At 68.3% G+C, this 15,052-nt stretch carries 14 protein-coding genes; 1 reads left to right on the top strand and 13 read right to left on the bottom strand.

Annotated features, from left to right (window positions below):
- Positions 1 to 16 precede the first annotated feature (16 nt).
- From WT26_RS11560 to WT26_RS11505, 12 genes are all read right to left on the bottom strand, one after another.
- Positions 17 to 1,036 carry an ABC transporter substrate-binding protein gene (locus WT26_RS11560; protein ID WP_069273741.1) on the bottom strand — a complete coding sequence of 340 codons (1,020 nt, stop codon included), beginning with the start codon at positions 1,034 to 1,036 and terminating at the stop codon, positions 17 to 19.
- Entirely contained in the window at positions 1,033 to 1,842 is an 810-nt protein-coding gene (gene fhuF, locus WT26_RS11555; RefSeq protein WP_069273740.1) for a siderophore-iron reductase FhuF, read from the bottom strand. Before fhuF ends, WT26_RS11560 begins: the two co-directional genes overlap by 4 nt.
- Positions 1,839 to 3,935 (bottom strand): Fe(3+)-hydroxamate ABC transporter permease FhuB, encoded by a 2,097-nt coding sequence (fhuB, locus tag WT26_RS11550; protein ID WP_069272914.1) that lies wholly within the window; start codon positions 3,933 to 3,935, stop codon positions 1,839 to 1,841. The genes fhuF and fhuB overlap by 4 nt, the downstream gene beginning before the upstream one ends.
- Complete coding sequence (locus WT26_RS11545; protein ID WP_059728263.1) at positions 3,932 to 4,780, bottom strand: ABC transporter ATP-binding protein; 849 nt, start codon at positions 4,778 to 4,780, stop codon at positions 3,932 to 3,934. The genes fhuB and WT26_RS11545 overlap by 4 nt, the downstream gene beginning before the upstream one ends.
- Complete coding sequence (locus WT26_RS11540; protein WP_059664018.1) at positions 4,777 to 5,787, bottom strand: TauD/TfdA family dioxygenase; 1,011 nt, start codon at positions 5,785 to 5,787, stop codon at positions 4,777 to 4,779. Before WT26_RS11540 ends, WT26_RS11545 begins: the two co-directional genes overlap by 4 nt.
- Positions 5,788 to 5,831: 44 nt before the next feature.
- Positions 5,832 to 6,074 (bottom strand): MbtH family protein, encoded by a 243-nt coding sequence (locus WT26_RS11535; protein WP_021163602.1) that lies wholly within the window; start codon positions 6,072 to 6,074, stop codon positions 5,832 to 5,834.
- A gap of 108 nt (positions 6,075 to 6,182) precedes the next feature.
- A complete protein-coding gene (locus tag WT26_RS11530; protein WP_069272913.1) occupies positions 6,183 to 6,851 on the bottom strand; it encodes an RNA polymerase factor sigma-70 in 669 nt (222 codons plus the stop codon).
- 314 nt (positions 6,852 to 7,165) lie between these two features.
- Positions 7,166 to 8,515 (bottom strand): calcium-binding protein, encoded by a 1,350-nt coding sequence (locus tag WT26_RS11525; RefSeq protein WP_069272912.1) that lies wholly within the window; start codon positions 8,513 to 8,515, stop codon positions 7,166 to 7,168.
- An 82-nt stretch (positions 8,516 to 8,597) separates the two neighbouring features.
- A complete protein-coding gene (locus WT26_RS11520; protein ID WP_069272911.1) occupies positions 8,598 to 9,608 on the bottom strand; it encodes a fimbrial protein in 1,011 nt (336 codons plus the stop codon).
- Positions 9,605 to 10,348 carry a molecular chaperone gene (locus WT26_RS11515; RefSeq protein ID WP_069272910.1) on the bottom strand — a complete coding sequence of 248 codons (744 nt, stop codon included), beginning with the start codon at positions 10,346 to 10,348 and terminating at the stop codon, positions 9,605 to 9,607. Before WT26_RS11515 ends, WT26_RS11520 begins: the two co-directional genes overlap by 4 nt.
- 16 nt (positions 10,349 to 10,364) lie before the next feature.
- Positions 10,365 to 12,818 carry a fimbria/pilus outer membrane usher protein gene (locus WT26_RS11510; protein ID WP_069272909.1) on the bottom strand — a complete coding sequence of 818 codons (2,454 nt, stop codon included), beginning with the start codon at positions 12,816 to 12,818 and terminating at the stop codon, positions 10,365 to 10,367.
- Positions 12,819 to 12,936: 118 nt separating this feature from the next.
- Positions 12,937 to 13,449, bottom strand: coding sequence for a fimbrial protein (locus WT26_RS11505; RefSeq protein WP_069272908.1), 513 nt, complete (start codon positions 13,447 to 13,449; stop codon positions 12,937 to 12,939).
- Between the two features lie 237 nt (positions 13,450 to 13,686).
- Here WT26_RS11505 and WT26_RS37265 point away from each other — a divergent pair, with 237 nt between their 5' ends.
- Positions 13,687 to 13,911 carry a hypothetical protein gene (locus tag WT26_RS37265; RefSeq protein WP_155123099.1) on the top strand — a complete coding sequence of 75 codons (225 nt, stop codon included), beginning with the start codon at positions 13,687 to 13,689 and terminating at the stop codon, positions 13,909 to 13,911.
- A 151-nt stretch (positions 13,912 to 14,062) separates the two neighbouring features.
- On the opposite strand, the gene WT26_RS11500 is transcribed toward WT26_RS37265, so the two are convergent.
- Positions 14,063 to 14,998 (bottom strand): hypothetical protein, encoded by a 936-nt coding sequence (locus tag WT26_RS11500; RefSeq protein WP_069270145.1) that lies wholly within the window; start codon positions 14,996 to 14,998, stop codon positions 14,063 to 14,065.
- Positions 14,999 to 15,052: the final 54 nt, after the last annotated feature.

Here is a 15,052-nt window from a genome sequence, read left to right as displayed (position 1 = left end):
CCGCAGGATTGATGCGTCACCGCACCCGCGGCAGCCCGAGCAGCGTATCGGTCATCACGTCGGCCAGTTTCAGCGCCGACATCGGCCCGCCGAACCCCCAGATATTGCGTTCGATCAGCGCGATCCGTTTTGCCTTGCGCGCGGGCACGTACTGCCAGACCGGCGAATCGAGTTTCGCGGACAGCGGCACGTCCATGCCCGATGCGGTCACGAACAGCACGGCCAGCTCGCGCTGCCTGAGCAGATCGGCCGACGTCACGTACAGCGTGCCTTCCCGCGTCGGCTTCTGCGGCCATGGATCGAGCCCGAGCGCCCGCGCGAGGCCTGCCGACGTGCTGTTGCCCGTATAGGCCCAGTAACGGTCGGGCAAGCCGAGATCCTGCAGCAGCGCGACGCGTTCATGCTGCCTGCCGGCCGCCGCGAGCCGTTTCGCGTTGCGCGCGATGCCCGCATCGAGTTGCGCATCGACCGCCTGCGCACGCGCGTCGCGCCCCGTGACCGCACCGATCGTCCGGAAGATCTGGCGCATCCAGTCGAGCTGCGTCACCGGCACGCCGCCGTCCGACACGTTCGGGCTGAACTGGAACAGGATCGTCGGCGCGATGCGGTCGAGCGCCTCGAAAATCGGCGCATGACGGAAGCCGACGCCGATGATCAGGTCGGGCTCGACCGCCGCGATCGCCTCGAGGCCCGGCTCCTGGCGCGAACCGACGTCCGTCACATGCGCGAAGCGGGCATTGTCGTAGCCGAGCCAGCCCGGATAGAACGCCGTATCGGCCATCCCGACCGGCATGATGTCGAGCGCCGCGAGCGTTTCCGCGAACATGAAGTCGAGCGCGACCACGCGCTGCGGCCGCACCGGCATCGTCGCGCTCGCCTGCGACACGACGGGATTGCCGGCCAGCGACGCACCGGCCGGCATGCCGCCGCTTGGTCCGCGCACGGCGCCACTCGCTGCGGCCTGCGCGGCCAGCGGCCAGCCCGCGCCAAGCGCGGCGAGCTGCGCAAGCGCCCGCCGCCGGCCGGGCGCCGTCAGCGAATCGCGTCCTGCCCGGCCAGCGCCGCGTCGTCCATCGTCAGTAGCAGGGGGCAGCTTCCACACAGTTGCGTTTCTCCAGGAATTTCATAGCGCAGGCAGCACACGCGGCGCGCGCGGAACGGCGTCGGCAGCAGCGCAGAACGCGGCACCGCATCGCGCACGGGCATGCGCAACGGATTCGGTTCGCCGTCGACGCACGCCGACCGGAACAGCCACGCGGCGTCGCGCCCGGGGTCGGCCGCACACGGCTGCGCGCCGCAGACGTCGAGCAGATAGTCGAGCAGGTTGCCCGCGTTGCTCCACAGCACGCGCGGCGTGACGCGCCCCATCGCCGCGAGCAGGTCGATCACCGCGCCGAGATGCGCGACGAGGCCCGCGTAGCGTGGCGCCGGGTCGTCGCAGGGTTCGCCGAGCGCATCGCGCGTGAAGTACAGCGCGGCGGGCATCCCGTCGTCGAGCGCGACGAACGTACGCTCGGGTGTCATGTCGAGCGGCCGGCCGAGCGTCAGCGCGGCGACGACGCCGGCCGGCGCCGCGCGGCCGAAATAGTATTTGCTCCATTGCGACATCAGCGCGCGCGCGTGCTGCGCCGGATCGCCGCCGTAATGGCGGACCATCGCGTCGAGCAGCGCGTCGCGATGGTCGCGCAGCGCGGTCACCGGCACGAGCGCCGCGCTTGCCGCACATGCGTCTTCGGGCATGCCGAGCCACACCGCGTCGAGATACGGCGCGAATTCAGCCGGCGCGAACGACGCGAAGCACGTCGCGCGCGTGTGGTGCACGCCGGGGGCCGGCGGCGTCATCGCCCCGCGCGCCGGGCGCGGCGCCCCTCGAGGATCAGGAGCCCGAGCAGGTACGGCGCGCCGATCAGCGCGGTCAGCACGCCCGCCGGCACTTCGCGCGGTGCGACGGCCGTGCGCGCCGCGAGATCCGCCGCACCGAGGATCAGCGCGCCGCACGCGGCCGCGAGCCACAACCGCGTACGGTGCCGGCGCGCGCCGAGCATCGCCGCGAGGTGCGGCGCCATCAACCCGATGAAGCCGACCGGCCCGACCGCCGCGACCGCCGCGCACGCGGCGAGCGTCGCGATCGTCAGCGCGAGCGGCCGCAGCGCAGCCACCGGCAGGCCGAGCGCGGCCGCCTGGTCGTCGCCGAGCGCGAGCATGTCGAGCGGCTTCGCGAGCCACGCGAACACGGGCACCGCGAGCACGCACCACGGCAGCAGCATCGACACCTCGCCCCAGCTGCGGCCATACGTGCCGCCGACGAGCCACACGACGAAGCGCGCGGGCTGCACGCTTTCCTGCGTGATCAGCCATTCCGACAATGTCGTCCACAGCGTGCCGATCACGATCCCGGTGAGCGCCACCGCGAGCGGCGCATAGCGATGCCGGTGATTCAGCGCGAGCGTGATCGCGAGCGACAGTCCGCCGCCCGCCAGCGCCGCGCCGGCGAGCACGCCGCCGCCCGCGAGCGGCCAGCGCGTGAGCGCGAACAGCGTGACGAGCCCCGCCCCCTGCGTGACGCCGAGCACCTCGGGGCCCGCGAGCGGATTGCGCACGACGCTTTGCATCGCGACGCCGCTCACCGCCAGCAGCGCGCCCGCGAGGAGCGCGCACAGCAGGCGCGGCATGCGCAGGTCGATCAGCATCCGCGCGACCGGGTCGGCGCCCGACAGCGCCGCCTGCCAGCGCGCGGGCGTCAGCCATTCGGGGCCGGCCGACGCGCCCGCGAGCAGCACGAGCGCACCCGCCAGCGCGAACAGCACCGTGCGCGATGGCCAGCGCAGCCCGTCGAGCCAGCCGACTACGCGCGTCGCGCGCCCGGACGCCGCGCGCTCGGGGCCCGCGTGCAGCACGCCCGACCACGCGGCACCGCGCCGGATCATCGCCAGCATCAGCGGCGTGCCGACCAGCGCGATCGCGACGCCGGTCGACAGCGTGGCGTCGAGGCCCGACGCGAGCACCGCGCTGTCGGTGAGAAGGACGAGCGCACCGCCCGCGAGCGCCGACAGCGGCACCAGCACGCCGAGCCGAGCCGCGCGCGCGCCGCGCACCTGGCGCAGCAGGTTCGGCGCGACGAGGCCGACATACGACAGCGGGCCCGCGATACTGACGGCCACGCTCGTGAACGCGACCGCGACGATCGTCGCGGCGAGCCGCGTTGCGTCGACGCGCACGCCGGCCGCGGCCGCTGCATCGTCGCCGAGCGTGAGCGGATTCAGCGGCCGGATCACGAACGGCAAGGCGACGAGCGGCACGACGAGCCAGCGCGCGGCGAGCGCGAGGCCGGTCGCGCCCGGCTGGTACAGGCTGCCGTTGGTCCACAGCGCGGCGCCCGCGATGTTCTGCTCGAAGAAGGCCAGCACGAGTGTCGACAGCGCGGCGAACAGCAGCATGCACACGCTGCCCGCGAGCACGAGGCGCAACGGCGTCGCGCGCCAGCCGCCGGCTGCGGCGATCGCGCAGGCGGCCGCGGCCAGCCCGCAGACGAACAGCAGCGGCACCGACGCGACGCCGGCCAGCGCCGGCACGAGCATCGCCGCAAGCAGGCCGAGCTGGGCGCCGCCCGTCACGCCGAGCAAGTCGGGCGACGCGAGCGGATTGCGCGTGAGCGACTGGAACAGCGCGCCCGCGATGCCGAGGCACCCGCCCGCGACGAGCGCGGCCGCGACGCGCGGCAGGTTGAGGTCGAACAGGAACACGTGCGCAAGCGCGTCCGCGTCGCTGTCGGGCGCGGCGCCCCACCATGCGCGCAGGTCAGGCGCGGCGCGCAGCGCGGCGACGCACGCGATCAGCAGCAGCATGCCGATCGCCAGCGCGCCGGCGCGGTTCGGCCGCATGACCCTGCCGCCGGCGGATGCGGCGCGGCGCTTGCGCATCGCGAACGTGGTCATACGGCGAGATCCCGGTCGAAGACACCGGCCGCCTGCGGCGCGCCGTCGGTGGTCGGCCCGTAGGCCGGCACGCACATCGGTGCGCCCGTTTGAGGATGCGAAAGCTTCAGCATTTCGACGCCGAACGCTGCGCGCAGTCGTGCCGGATCGAGCATCGCGTCGGGCGTGCCCTGCGCGACGAGGCGGCCCGCGCGCATCAGCACGATCTCGTCGCTGTATGCGGCCGCCTGGTTCAGGTCGTGCAGCACCCACACGATCGTCAGCCCGCGCGTGCGGTTCAGCGTGCGCAGCGCATCGAGGATGTCGAGCTGGTGGTGGATGTCGAGATAGGTCGTCGGTTCGTCCAGCAGCACGATCGGCGCCTGCTGCGCGAGCGCCATCGCGATCCACGCACGCTGGCGCTCGCCGCCCGACAGTGCGCCGACGTCGCGCTCCGCGTCGCCGGCGAGGCCGCTCGTGTCGAGCGCCTCGTCGATCGCCGCATGGTCGGCGCGCGACAGGCCGCGCAGGAAGCCGCCGTACGCATAGCGCCCGTACGCGACGAGCTCGCGCACCGTGAGGCCCGACGGGATCTGGTTGAACTGCGCGAGCATCGTCAGCTCGCGCGCGAGCGCGCGACGGCGAAACGACGCGAGCGGCTGCCCGTTCACTTCGACATGGCCGGCACGCGCGGGCTGCAAGCCCGCGAGCGTGCGCAGCAGCGTGCTCTTGCCGCAGCCGTTCGGTCCGCACAGCGCGGTTACGCGGCCGGCCGCGATCGACAGGTCCAGCCCGTCGATCACGACATGGTCGCGATATCCCACCGACAGCCCGCGCGCGGCAAGCGCGGCGGTACGACGCGTCATCGATCCTCCGTTCGGTCGCGCGGGACCGTATAACTCTGCGCCATCGCGACGACGACCTTGCGCGGCCCCTCGAACGGGTCGCGCGCATGCGCGGTCAGCATGTTGTCGAGCATCAGCACGTCGCCCGTGCGCCACGGGAACACGATGCGCTGCTGGTCGAGCACGCCGCGGATCTCCGCGAGCGCGTCGGCTTCGAGCGGCTCGCCGTCGCCGTAATAGACGTTGCGCGGCACGTTCTCGAGCCCGACCGCGTCGACGAGCGCTTCCTGCATGTCGTCGTCGAGCGCCGACAGGTGAAACAGGTTCGCCTGGTTGAACCACACGCGCTCGCCGGTGCGCGGATGGCGCGCGACGGCCTGGCAGCGTTCGCGCGTGCGCAGCAGCAGCTCGCCGTCGTCGTCGGTGCGCCACGCGCATTCGATGCCGCGCGCCGCGCACATCCGTTCGACCTCGGCCGGTTCGTCGGTGCCGAACGACTGCTGCCACGGCAGGTCGAGCCCCTGCCCGAAATTGCGCACGTACAGCAGCTCGCGCTTCTCGAAACGCGCGACGAGCGCCGGATCGAGCGCACGGTAGACGGCACGGCTGTCCGCGATCGGCGTCGCCCCGCCCTTCGGCGCGGCGAGCGCGCAGTGGAACCAGATCCGCAGCGGCCATTCGCGCGTATACGACTGCTCGTTGTGCAGCGGAATCGCGCGGTGCGGCGGGTACTCGGTCGACGTGTAGACGGCGCCCTCGACCTGGCTGCGCGGCGTCGACGCGTATTCATAGCCGATCAGCGGATCGCCGAACGACGCCGCGAACTGCTGGAACGCGTCGATCGACGGCACGTGAAAACCCGTGAACAGCACGCCGCCCGCCCGTTCGAGCGTGTCGGCCGCGATCTCGCGCGCCAGCGGCGCGACGTCGTCGATCGACATCCCGTCGCTGCCGCGCGGCGACACGACGGTGGGCAGCCCCGGCTCGATACGCAGGTCGTCGAGCGTCGGCAACGAAAGCAGGGTCATGCAACGTCCTCTTCAGGTGGTGCGCCGGGTCACGGCGCAACAGGTCACGACGCGCGCGATGCGCGCTCGCCGTCCATCGCGCGGCGCAGGCTCGCGGGGCGCATGTCGGTCCAGACGGTCTCGATGTGCGCGAGACAGTCGGCTTTCGGGCCGCTCACGCCGACCTCGCGCCAGCCGGCCGGCACGGGCCGGAACGTCGGCCAGATCGAATACTGTTCTTCGTCGTTGATGACGACCGTATAGACGAGATCGTCGGTGTCGGCGGAAGGCGTCGTGGCTTGCGTCATGATCGGAAATCGCTGAGGCGGTTGAAAGTGGCAAAGCGGATGGCAAAGCGGCGGTTTCGGCCGCGCCTGTCTGATAGACGATTGGCCGGCGCGTTTTTTTACCCGCGCTCACCGGCGCCGCGTGCGGCCGCCGAGAAATACCGGGCACGCGACACCGCGATGGCATGCGTCGAGGCATTCCGCGCAGTGGCGCTCCGCATCGCGCACCATGAAATGCACGAGCGTCTGCGACACGTTCAGCGCGCGCGCCGCGGTCTGCAGCGTCTCCTCGCGCAGCCGCACCATCTCGAAGGCCGCGCGGCTGCGCGCCGGCAGGTCGTCGAGCGCGGCCCACACGCGCCGCAGCGTATCGCGCGTCAGCAGCGCGGCTTCCGGCGTCGGCTCGGGCGACGGCACGTCGAAGCCGTCGTCCTCTTCCGTGTGATAGACGTTCTCGAGGTTTTGCCGGCGGCACGCGTCGATCGACGCATTGCGCACCATCCGCGTCACGTACGCGACCGGCTGGCGCACCGCATCCTGGTTCGGGAATTCGACGAGCTTCACGAACACGTCGTGCACGACGTCCTCGGCACGGCTCGCACAGCCGACGAAGCCGCGCGCGACGTTCACGAGCATCGCGCGATGCGAGATCAGCACGTCGAGCAACGCGCCCTGCGCGCTCGGCCTCGCCGCGCGGCGCGCCTGCAGCGCGGGCCTGGACGGCCGATCGGATGGGCTGCCGAGGAACGGGTTCGCCGCTGCCGCCGCCGGTCGGTCGAGCACTTCCGCCATCGCCATCGATCTGCTCCGTCAAATTCCGAGATAGCGCAATTTAACGTAAACGCAAATCATTCTCAATCCGATTCTTAAATACCCCTTCGGATTGGTCGGATTTGTATGAATAAAGGCGGCGTTGCACGCGGGTGTGCGGAGGCGTCCGATGGACGGATGGCTTGCGGGCCTGGGCCGACGAGTCGTTCCCGGCTTTTGGGGGAGATGGATCGGTGAAGCGCAGCCGCATCGCGAACGTCGCTTCGATCGCCCTCATCACCGGTGCGATGAAGGCGACGAGGCGCCGGGCGGCCGACAGTGCCGCCCGGCGCGTGTATCGGTCAATGTGCTGCTTGCATCGGCATCCGGCATTGCACGAGCCACGCACGGCCGGCGCCCGTGCCGCACGCGTTGCCGCGCAGCGGCGCGCGTTGCTTCGCCGACAACTTGAACGACGCAAGCTTCGGCTGGGACGTCCGCACGCGCAGTGTGTCCGCGCCCGGACTCGCCGGCGGCAGCGACCGCAATGTCGCTGCATCGATGTGCACTTGCCAGAACTGCGTCTTCCCGTCGGGGTCGTCTTCGCGATAGCCTTGCCCCGTGATGGTCTGGCCGTCCGGGCTGGCGCCGATCAAGCCGGTCAAGTTCAGCGTGCCGACCGAAATGCCCGCGGCCGCGAGCAGCGCATCGAGACTGCGCATGCCGCTTTGCTGTGTCCAGATGTAGACGCGCGACGGACCGCCTCGCTGGCTATTGCCCGATTCGCCAATCACGACACGCCCGTCGGCACTGATCGAGGTTGCGCTGCTGTAGTCGTCGCCGTCGAGAACACCGAGCGACTGAACGGCATCGCCGCCATCCGTCCATCGCACGGCTCTCGATTCCGGTACCGGTCCGTACGGAGCCGTCAGCATCCTTCCGGTGTCGGACGTCCCGACGATCGTCCGTCCATCGTCACTCACGCCATACGCGATATCCAGCACCGTCTCCTTCGTGCCGAGCGTCGGCAATAGCCGGACCCCGTCGTTCTCGGTCCACAAGAATGCACGGGTTCCGTACACCCCATCGACATTGCCGGCGAAACCTGCCGCTGCGTTGCCCGCCTGGTTCATCGCCAAGAACTGTCCCGCCGAATCGCCTGTCGGCGTCAGGCTCGCGAAGCCGCTGCGCACGTCCCACAGGAACATCGCATTCCGGCCGTCTGTACTGAAGAAATGTCCGGCCATTCTGGAGCCATCGCGGTTGCCGACTTCAACGCGGCTGGCCCGGCCCGCTGCTTGCGGCACGATCGTCTGCGTGCGACCGTCGCCGGGCCATCGCACCGCCCATCGATCGAAATTGTTGTCGGCTTGCGTAGCGCCGATCGAGCCACCGACAATCCGACCGTCGGCCGATACCGTTTGTGCATAAGAGTCTTCGGCGTTCGCCGGCGCGGCCAGCCGCTGCCAGCCGGCCGCGGGAGACCAGGAAAACGCGAATGAGTGACCTGGTATCGTCCAGGTGCTGTTGAAGCCGACGATCGTCTTGCCGTCCGCGCTGACGGCCGAACCGTAGTTCTGGCTGCCACGCGGTCCGCCCAGCTCGCCCAACACCGTCAGAGAATAACCGCCCGCCGATACCGTCTGCGCGTGAACCGCGCTCATTGCCGAAGCGGCCAGCACTGCCGCAACCACACTGCTTCTCAACTGCATCTCGTCTCCCCCGAAACACCGTCAATGAAATTCGGTGCGAGCGGCTTGCGCCGCAATGCACGCCGCTCGCACCGTCTCGAACTCAGTAAAGGAAAATCCGGATCGTCGCCGACGCGTTGAACGGACCGATCTTCGGCGGGCCGAACGCCTTCAGCACGGCATCAAGCGTCACGCTCTGGTTGGCGACGTTGGCCGGAAACTGCGTGAGCGTGAATTGCTTGTTGAATTCGATCGGCTTGCCCTGACTGTCTTCCAGGCCGATGCCAAAGTTGCTCTTGCTTTCAGGCACCAGCAAGCCGTTTTGCACAGTGCCCTTCGTCGCTTCGAAGTAACCGTCGACGCGCACCGGAATGCTGCACTTCTTGGTCAGCGACAGCGAAAACCGCTTGCGCGGCACGGCCGGCAGGAACCCGTTGCCTGACGTCTGCACCTGCCCGAAGTTGACGATGCCCGGCTCGGGCGTCACCAGCACGTCGACCGTGCACGGCGTCGGCTTGAGTTTCTGCAGCCCGCTCAACTTGTAGCGAAAGCTCGGATTGATGTAGTTCAGGCCGCCTCTGCCATCGAACTGGAACACCGCGTAGATGTCGGACGGCGGCTGCGACCAGTTGCCGCGCTTGCGCACCACGACCTGATAGGTGATGCTCAGCGGAAACCTCTCGCACTTCGGGAACGTCCAGCAAGAGTCGACGTAAGTATTCGTCTTCACGCCATCGCCGGGCTGACTGCTGCGGCCGAAGTAGTCTTCGCCAAGATAGCGAATGCCGATCTCGAGCCCCCACGCAGCCGGGGTCTGCTTTTCGGGGTTCGCATAGAAATAGATCGACTCCCCGAACGTCGCCATGTCGCCGCCGAGATCCTTGTAGCAGTATCCCGTCGTCGTGCGCGGCGGCGACACCCAGATCACGTATCCATCCGGCGCATCGGTCGGATACGACGCAACATTGCCGATCGCTTCCGTCAGCACCGTGCCGCCGCCGTCCGCGACACAGCGCACCGCCCATGCGGGCTGAACCATCGCGGCAAACAGCGCGACCACGCACCATCTCAGCCATGCGTACGCACCGCCGGCGTTTCGCCGTGCGCCGCTCATTTCTTCACGCTCTTGCACGCACCGGCCTCGCACGCATACTCGACCGCCACCTGGCCGCCGTAATCGTCGACGTGCGTGACGAACAGCGTCGCGGGCGTCGCGGCCTTGAACGGCACGTCGGCCGTGCTCATCGGGCTCACCATCACCGGCTCCAGCGGCACGTGCGTCTTCTGCGCACCCGACGCCACGTCGACGATCGTGATGTGATACGGCGTCGGATTGTCGAACACGAGCTTGTGCGCGGCCGCATCGACGCGCAACGTCATCGGCAGCGTCCAGTCCTCGTCGCGCGCCGGCTGCACGGCCTTCGGCCGGTAGAACAGCTTCATCTGCGTATGCAGCGCGATCTGCAGCGTGTTCGGCGTATCGGTCTTCGGCGGCACTTCGCGGATGTTCAGGTAGAACACCGATTCGCGATCGGCCGGCAGCTCGGTGCCCGGCAGCTTCGCGATCCGCAGCACGTTGCGCTCGTTCGCCTCGACGCGCTGCAACGGCGGCACGACCATCAGCGGCGACGTGATCTTGTTGCCCTTCGCGTCCTCGAGCCACGACTGCACGAGATACGGATATGTCGTGCTCTTGTTGGTGATCGTGACGACGGCGGCCTGTTCGCCTTCGTTGAAGATCACGCGCGTGCGATCGGGCACGATCGCCGCCTGCGCGGCGCCCGCCAGCAGCGTGCCGAAGGCTGCGAGCGCGCAGGTCGCGCGCCGCAGGAAAAGAGAAGAAAGAAGTTTCATCGCAATGTCCGTTGATTCATCGTTCGGTCCGGCCGGTCGCCGCATGCGACTCGCCGGGCGTCTGGCACGTCACCGGAATCGGCGTGCCTTCGAGTTGGAGCTGGTTCGGCAGCGTGTCGATCGTGCAGAGCGTGCGTTCGCCCGCGCGCACCGCCAGCGTGGATTTCGGTTGAACCTGGGTCAGGAACGCCGCGCCGCCCTCGCCGACGATGCCGAGTTCCCTGCCGTTCGCCGCGTCCTGCACCGACGCACCGAACGGCAGCGGCTTGCCTGCCGGGTCGGTCATCGTCAGGTACAGGTTGCTGCCGCGCGCGGCGGAAAACTTCACGAAGCCGATCGCGCCGTCGGTCAGCACCATGCGCTGGATCGGGTTCGTCACCTGCACCTCGAGCGGCAGCTTCTCGACGTTGACGGTCGCGTCGTAGACGTTGTACGGCGAGATGCCGTCGAGCACCGCGTAACCGCGCGAATCGGTATGCGAGAGCGTGCCGGACAGCGGCACGTCGGGCACGCCGTCGGTCGACACCAGCAGCCGCGTGTCGCCCGCATTGCCGTTCGCGTGCGCCGAAACGCCGTATTGCGTCGCGACGAACGACCCGTCGACTTCGAGCGACGCGGCCGCATACGCATTGGCGAGCGTCGACGCCTGCGCGGTCAGCTGATACGCCGACGAGCGCTGGCGGTAGCTCGCGTTCGCCGACGCGCGCCCGTCGGTCGCGCCCGCGTTGATCTGGTAGGTGCGGCCATCCGGATCGTCGTAGATGTAACCGGCGTTCACGCTCGTGCTGCCGCTACCCGTCGTCAGGTTCGACGTGACGGTGTGGCGGCCGCCGATCGGCAACGTCGCGGTAACCGAGACCTGGTTGCCGCTGCCGCCCGCGCCGAGCGTGCGGAACGCGGACAGGCTGACGTTCACGCGGCGCAGCGTGCCGATCGAGAACGCGCGCGTCAGCGTGAGGCCGACGCGCTGCTCGTTCGCGCGTTCCCAGTAGGTCGTCTGGTCGTACGAGAAATAGGTCGACGTGTCGCCGAAACGCTTCGACAGCGTCGCCGAGTAGCGCTGCTTGCTGTTGGCGAGGCCGTACGCGGTCGGGTCGCCCGAGAACTGCGCGAAGTTCGTGTATTCGCGCTCGGAGAAGCGATAGCCGAAGAAACGCACGTCGGCATCCAGCCCGTCGAAGTGCTTCGAATAGTTGATGCGGTACGAGTTGCCGTTGCGCGTCGCGCCGTTCCACCACAGCTTCGCCCGCGCATGTGTGAGGTCGGCCGACAGCGCGCCGAACGCGCCGAAGTCGCGGCCCACGCCGAGCGCGATCGACGTGTAGCCCGACGCGGCAATGAAACCGCCGTACGCCGTCACGTCGAACGGCAGGCCGTAGGCGATTTCACCGAAGCCGAAGAACGGCGTGATGCCGGCGCCGCCGAAGAGCCGCGGCTTGCCGACGGCGGCCTTGTAGCGCAATTGCCCGGCGCGCGCGAGGAACGGCACGGCGGCCGTCGTCACCTGGAAGCGCTGCACGCTGCCGTCTTCTTCCTCGACCGCGACGTCGAGCGTGCCCTGCACGCTCGTATTGATGTTCTGCAGCGCGAAGGCGCCCGGCGACACGCGCGTCACGTACAACACGCGGCCCGCCTGCGACACGGTCACCGTCGCATTGGTGCGCGCGACGCCCGAGATCAGCGGCGCATAACCACGCAGCGAAGGCGGCAGCATGCGGTCGTCGCTGCGGATCGACGCGCCCGTCAGCGCGAACGTGTCGAAAATGTCGGACGTCAGGTAGTCGTCGCCGAACGTCACCGTCGACTGGATCGACGGTAGCGCGCGAAATGCATAAAGCCGGCTGAAGCGGAACGTGCGGTCCGCGTAGGCCGTGTTGCCCACGTTCGATTGCGCCTGGTAGTCGCCGCGAAAGCGCCACGCATCCCAGTTCGCGCCAACCGTCCCGTAGGCCTGGATCGAATTCGTTTGCCCGCCACCCGTGCCGAAGTTGCGGTTCGTGTTCGCGATCACGCGATAGTCGAGCATCGCACCGGGGATCCCTTCCGACCAGCGCTCCGGCGGCAGGTAGGTCGCATCACTGAACTCGAGCGCAGCCTGCGGAATCGTGATCTTGAGCCGTCCGTCGCTTTTCAGGTAGCGCACGGTCGCCCCCTCGATCGCGCCGAGGTCGACGCAACGTCCGCCCTGGAAGCGCGGCAGGTCCTTCGCGAGCGACGGCTTCAGCCCGAATTGCGCGACGAGCTCCGGGCGCAGGCACGGTTTGCCGGCCCCCGACGCGTCGACGGCGATGAATTCGATCGCCTGCAGCCCGTAGAACAGGTCGTTGACCTGTACGTCGAGCATGTACTCGCCCGGCAGCGTGAAGTCCGCCTGCGAGAACTGCGACAGATCGACGTTGTTCGAGCCGTCGATGTTCAGGAACGACGAATTGAATTCCGTCGCATGGCTCTGGCTGCCGACAACCAGCACGGAGACGCAAAGGAAGGAATGTCTGATTCGCACGCGGCGCTACCGGAAGTCCAATGAAGGGGGAAAGGAGGAAAAACGAACGAGGAAGGGTGCGCGCACCCTTCCCCGGTACGGCGGCTTACTGGTAGCGGACGGTGAAGTTCGCCACGCCTTCGGCAGTACCCGGCGTCACGCCGGCTGCGGTCGCTTCGTACATTGCCGCGAAGCGTGCGACGTTCGTGCCGTTTTGCAGCACGGTCGGTGCCTTCTGCTCGGCGCCGTTGTCGAGGTATTCGCCCGACGCTGCCTGCAGGCGGATGCCGACGTTGGTTGCCGAACCGATCGTGGCGAGCAGCTTCGGCTGGCCCGCGCTCGACGTGCCCGTGAACGTGAAGTACGCGTTCTGCGCGACGCTCGTGTCGCAGTCGGTCAGCTTGATGTCGAAGTTGGTCGGCGTGGACTTGTCGCCAGCTTGCTTGAACACGTTGGTCGGCACCTTGCCGAGGTTGACGGTCTGGTTGACCGAGCCCGAATCGATGCCGCATGCGCCCGCGACGATCTCGCCCGTGAAGTTGATCGTGCCGGTGCCCGCTGCGAAGGCCGACGAGGACAGCGCTGCGAAGGCGACGGCGGACAGGAGGGATTTCTTCATGATCGATTCCGTATGAATGGCAAAAGAATGGGACGACGTGGCGGACACAACCGGTAGCGCTTGGCTCGCCCCGTCCGTCACGAGGCGGCATTATCGAGATAATCGTGAAAGTTTTCTGTAAATCATTGTCAAATGCTTCTGACAATGTTCGATTTACCGCCATTCATATGATTGTTTCCCGTCAGTTCACAATCTTTTTACTTTGATCTGCAATCCTGATTGACATTCCAAAACCGTATGAAGATAAAGAACATTTCCCGTCGCACCCTCCAAAAACCCGCTGGAGGCATGCTGGCAATGGCTTCAGGCGATCCGATACCGCAAGGCCATAATCCTGCACCAATCCGCCATTCGTTGCCGATTCACAACGGCAACGCGCCGCGATTTTCAATCCACAAGAAATTAACTTCCGGCTCGCTCGCAACCCATATTTCGCGCAATCGTTTGCGCGATCGAGTTTAACGTTTTACATGCGTCACTTTGTCGCCGAATAATCAAAATCACGTAATAGAATTGAAATTCGCATTTGACAATTGAAGAACCAGGCCGATGCACGCGCGACGGCGTCGTACCGTCACGCGCTCGGTCTGAAAAGCGGGAAGAAGGAGCGGAATCAGCGGTCGTCCTGCACCGCGCGGCGCGCGGCCGGCGATGCGAACAGGCGGGCGGCGTCGTGGCCGATGCCGGGCGCCTCGACGAGGCGCCAGTTGAACGTCCAGCCGCGTTGCGCGGCCACGGTCCGGGCGGCGCGAATGGCATTGAGGCCGCGCGCGTAGCGGTTGGCCCCCTGCCCGTCCGCTTCGCTGCCGTGGACGAGGTGCCTGCCGCCGGTGTCGTCGGTGCCGAGCAGCACGGTCACCGGTTGCGCGAGATACGCGCGCAGCGCATCGTCCCCGGCATGCGCCGGGCCGAGGCCGCCGAAGCCGAACGGTGCGGCGTCGGTCACGCTCGGCATTACCCAGGTCGACGGATTCGCGATCACGATGCGCGCGACGCCGGGCACGCGTCCGTACGCGGCAACGCGATCGAGGAACTGCGCGCCTGCCGAATGGCCGAGCAGCACGACGCGGGGTGCGGCGATCCCCGATGCGCGCCGTGCCCAGTCGATGAGCGGCGCGACCAGCGCGCGCGGCTGGCGCGGATCGCGCGACAACCCGTGCGCGGCGCTCGCGCCGCCATATTGATAAACGTTGCGTGGAAAGCGCGCCGCGTCGAACTGCGGCGCGACGACGATCGCGCAGATGCGCTCGGCAAGCGGTATCGCGTGGTCACGGTAGGCGGCGCCGTCGCGCTGCACGCCATGGAATACGATAAGCAGCGTCGCCGGTACGCAATGCGCGGGGCGATAGGTGAAGACCGGCAATGCGACGCCCGCGACGTTCACCGTCGCGGCGGCCGGCCCGGGAGGAATCGTCGCCGCGTCGGCTTGCGCGTGCGCGGGCTGCCTTGTTGCCGCGACGTCAGCCACCTGCGCGTGCGCCGCTTGCGCCGCCACGAACGCCATGCCGGCGGCGAACGCCACTCCCAGCCGGGCTGGATCGATTCCCATACGTGCTCCGCTGCGTCGTGTCGACCAGCGTATCCAACGCGCGGCCACGACCGC

This window comes from Burkholderia cepacia, from assembly GCF_001718835.1.
GTDB classification, from domain to species: domain Bacteria; phylum Pseudomonadota; class Gammaproteobacteria; order Burkholderiales; family Burkholderiaceae; genus Burkholderia; species Burkholderia cepacia_F.
Note: the sequence above shows the minus strand (reverse complement) of the source record. Positions and strands in the feature narration are given on the sequence as shown.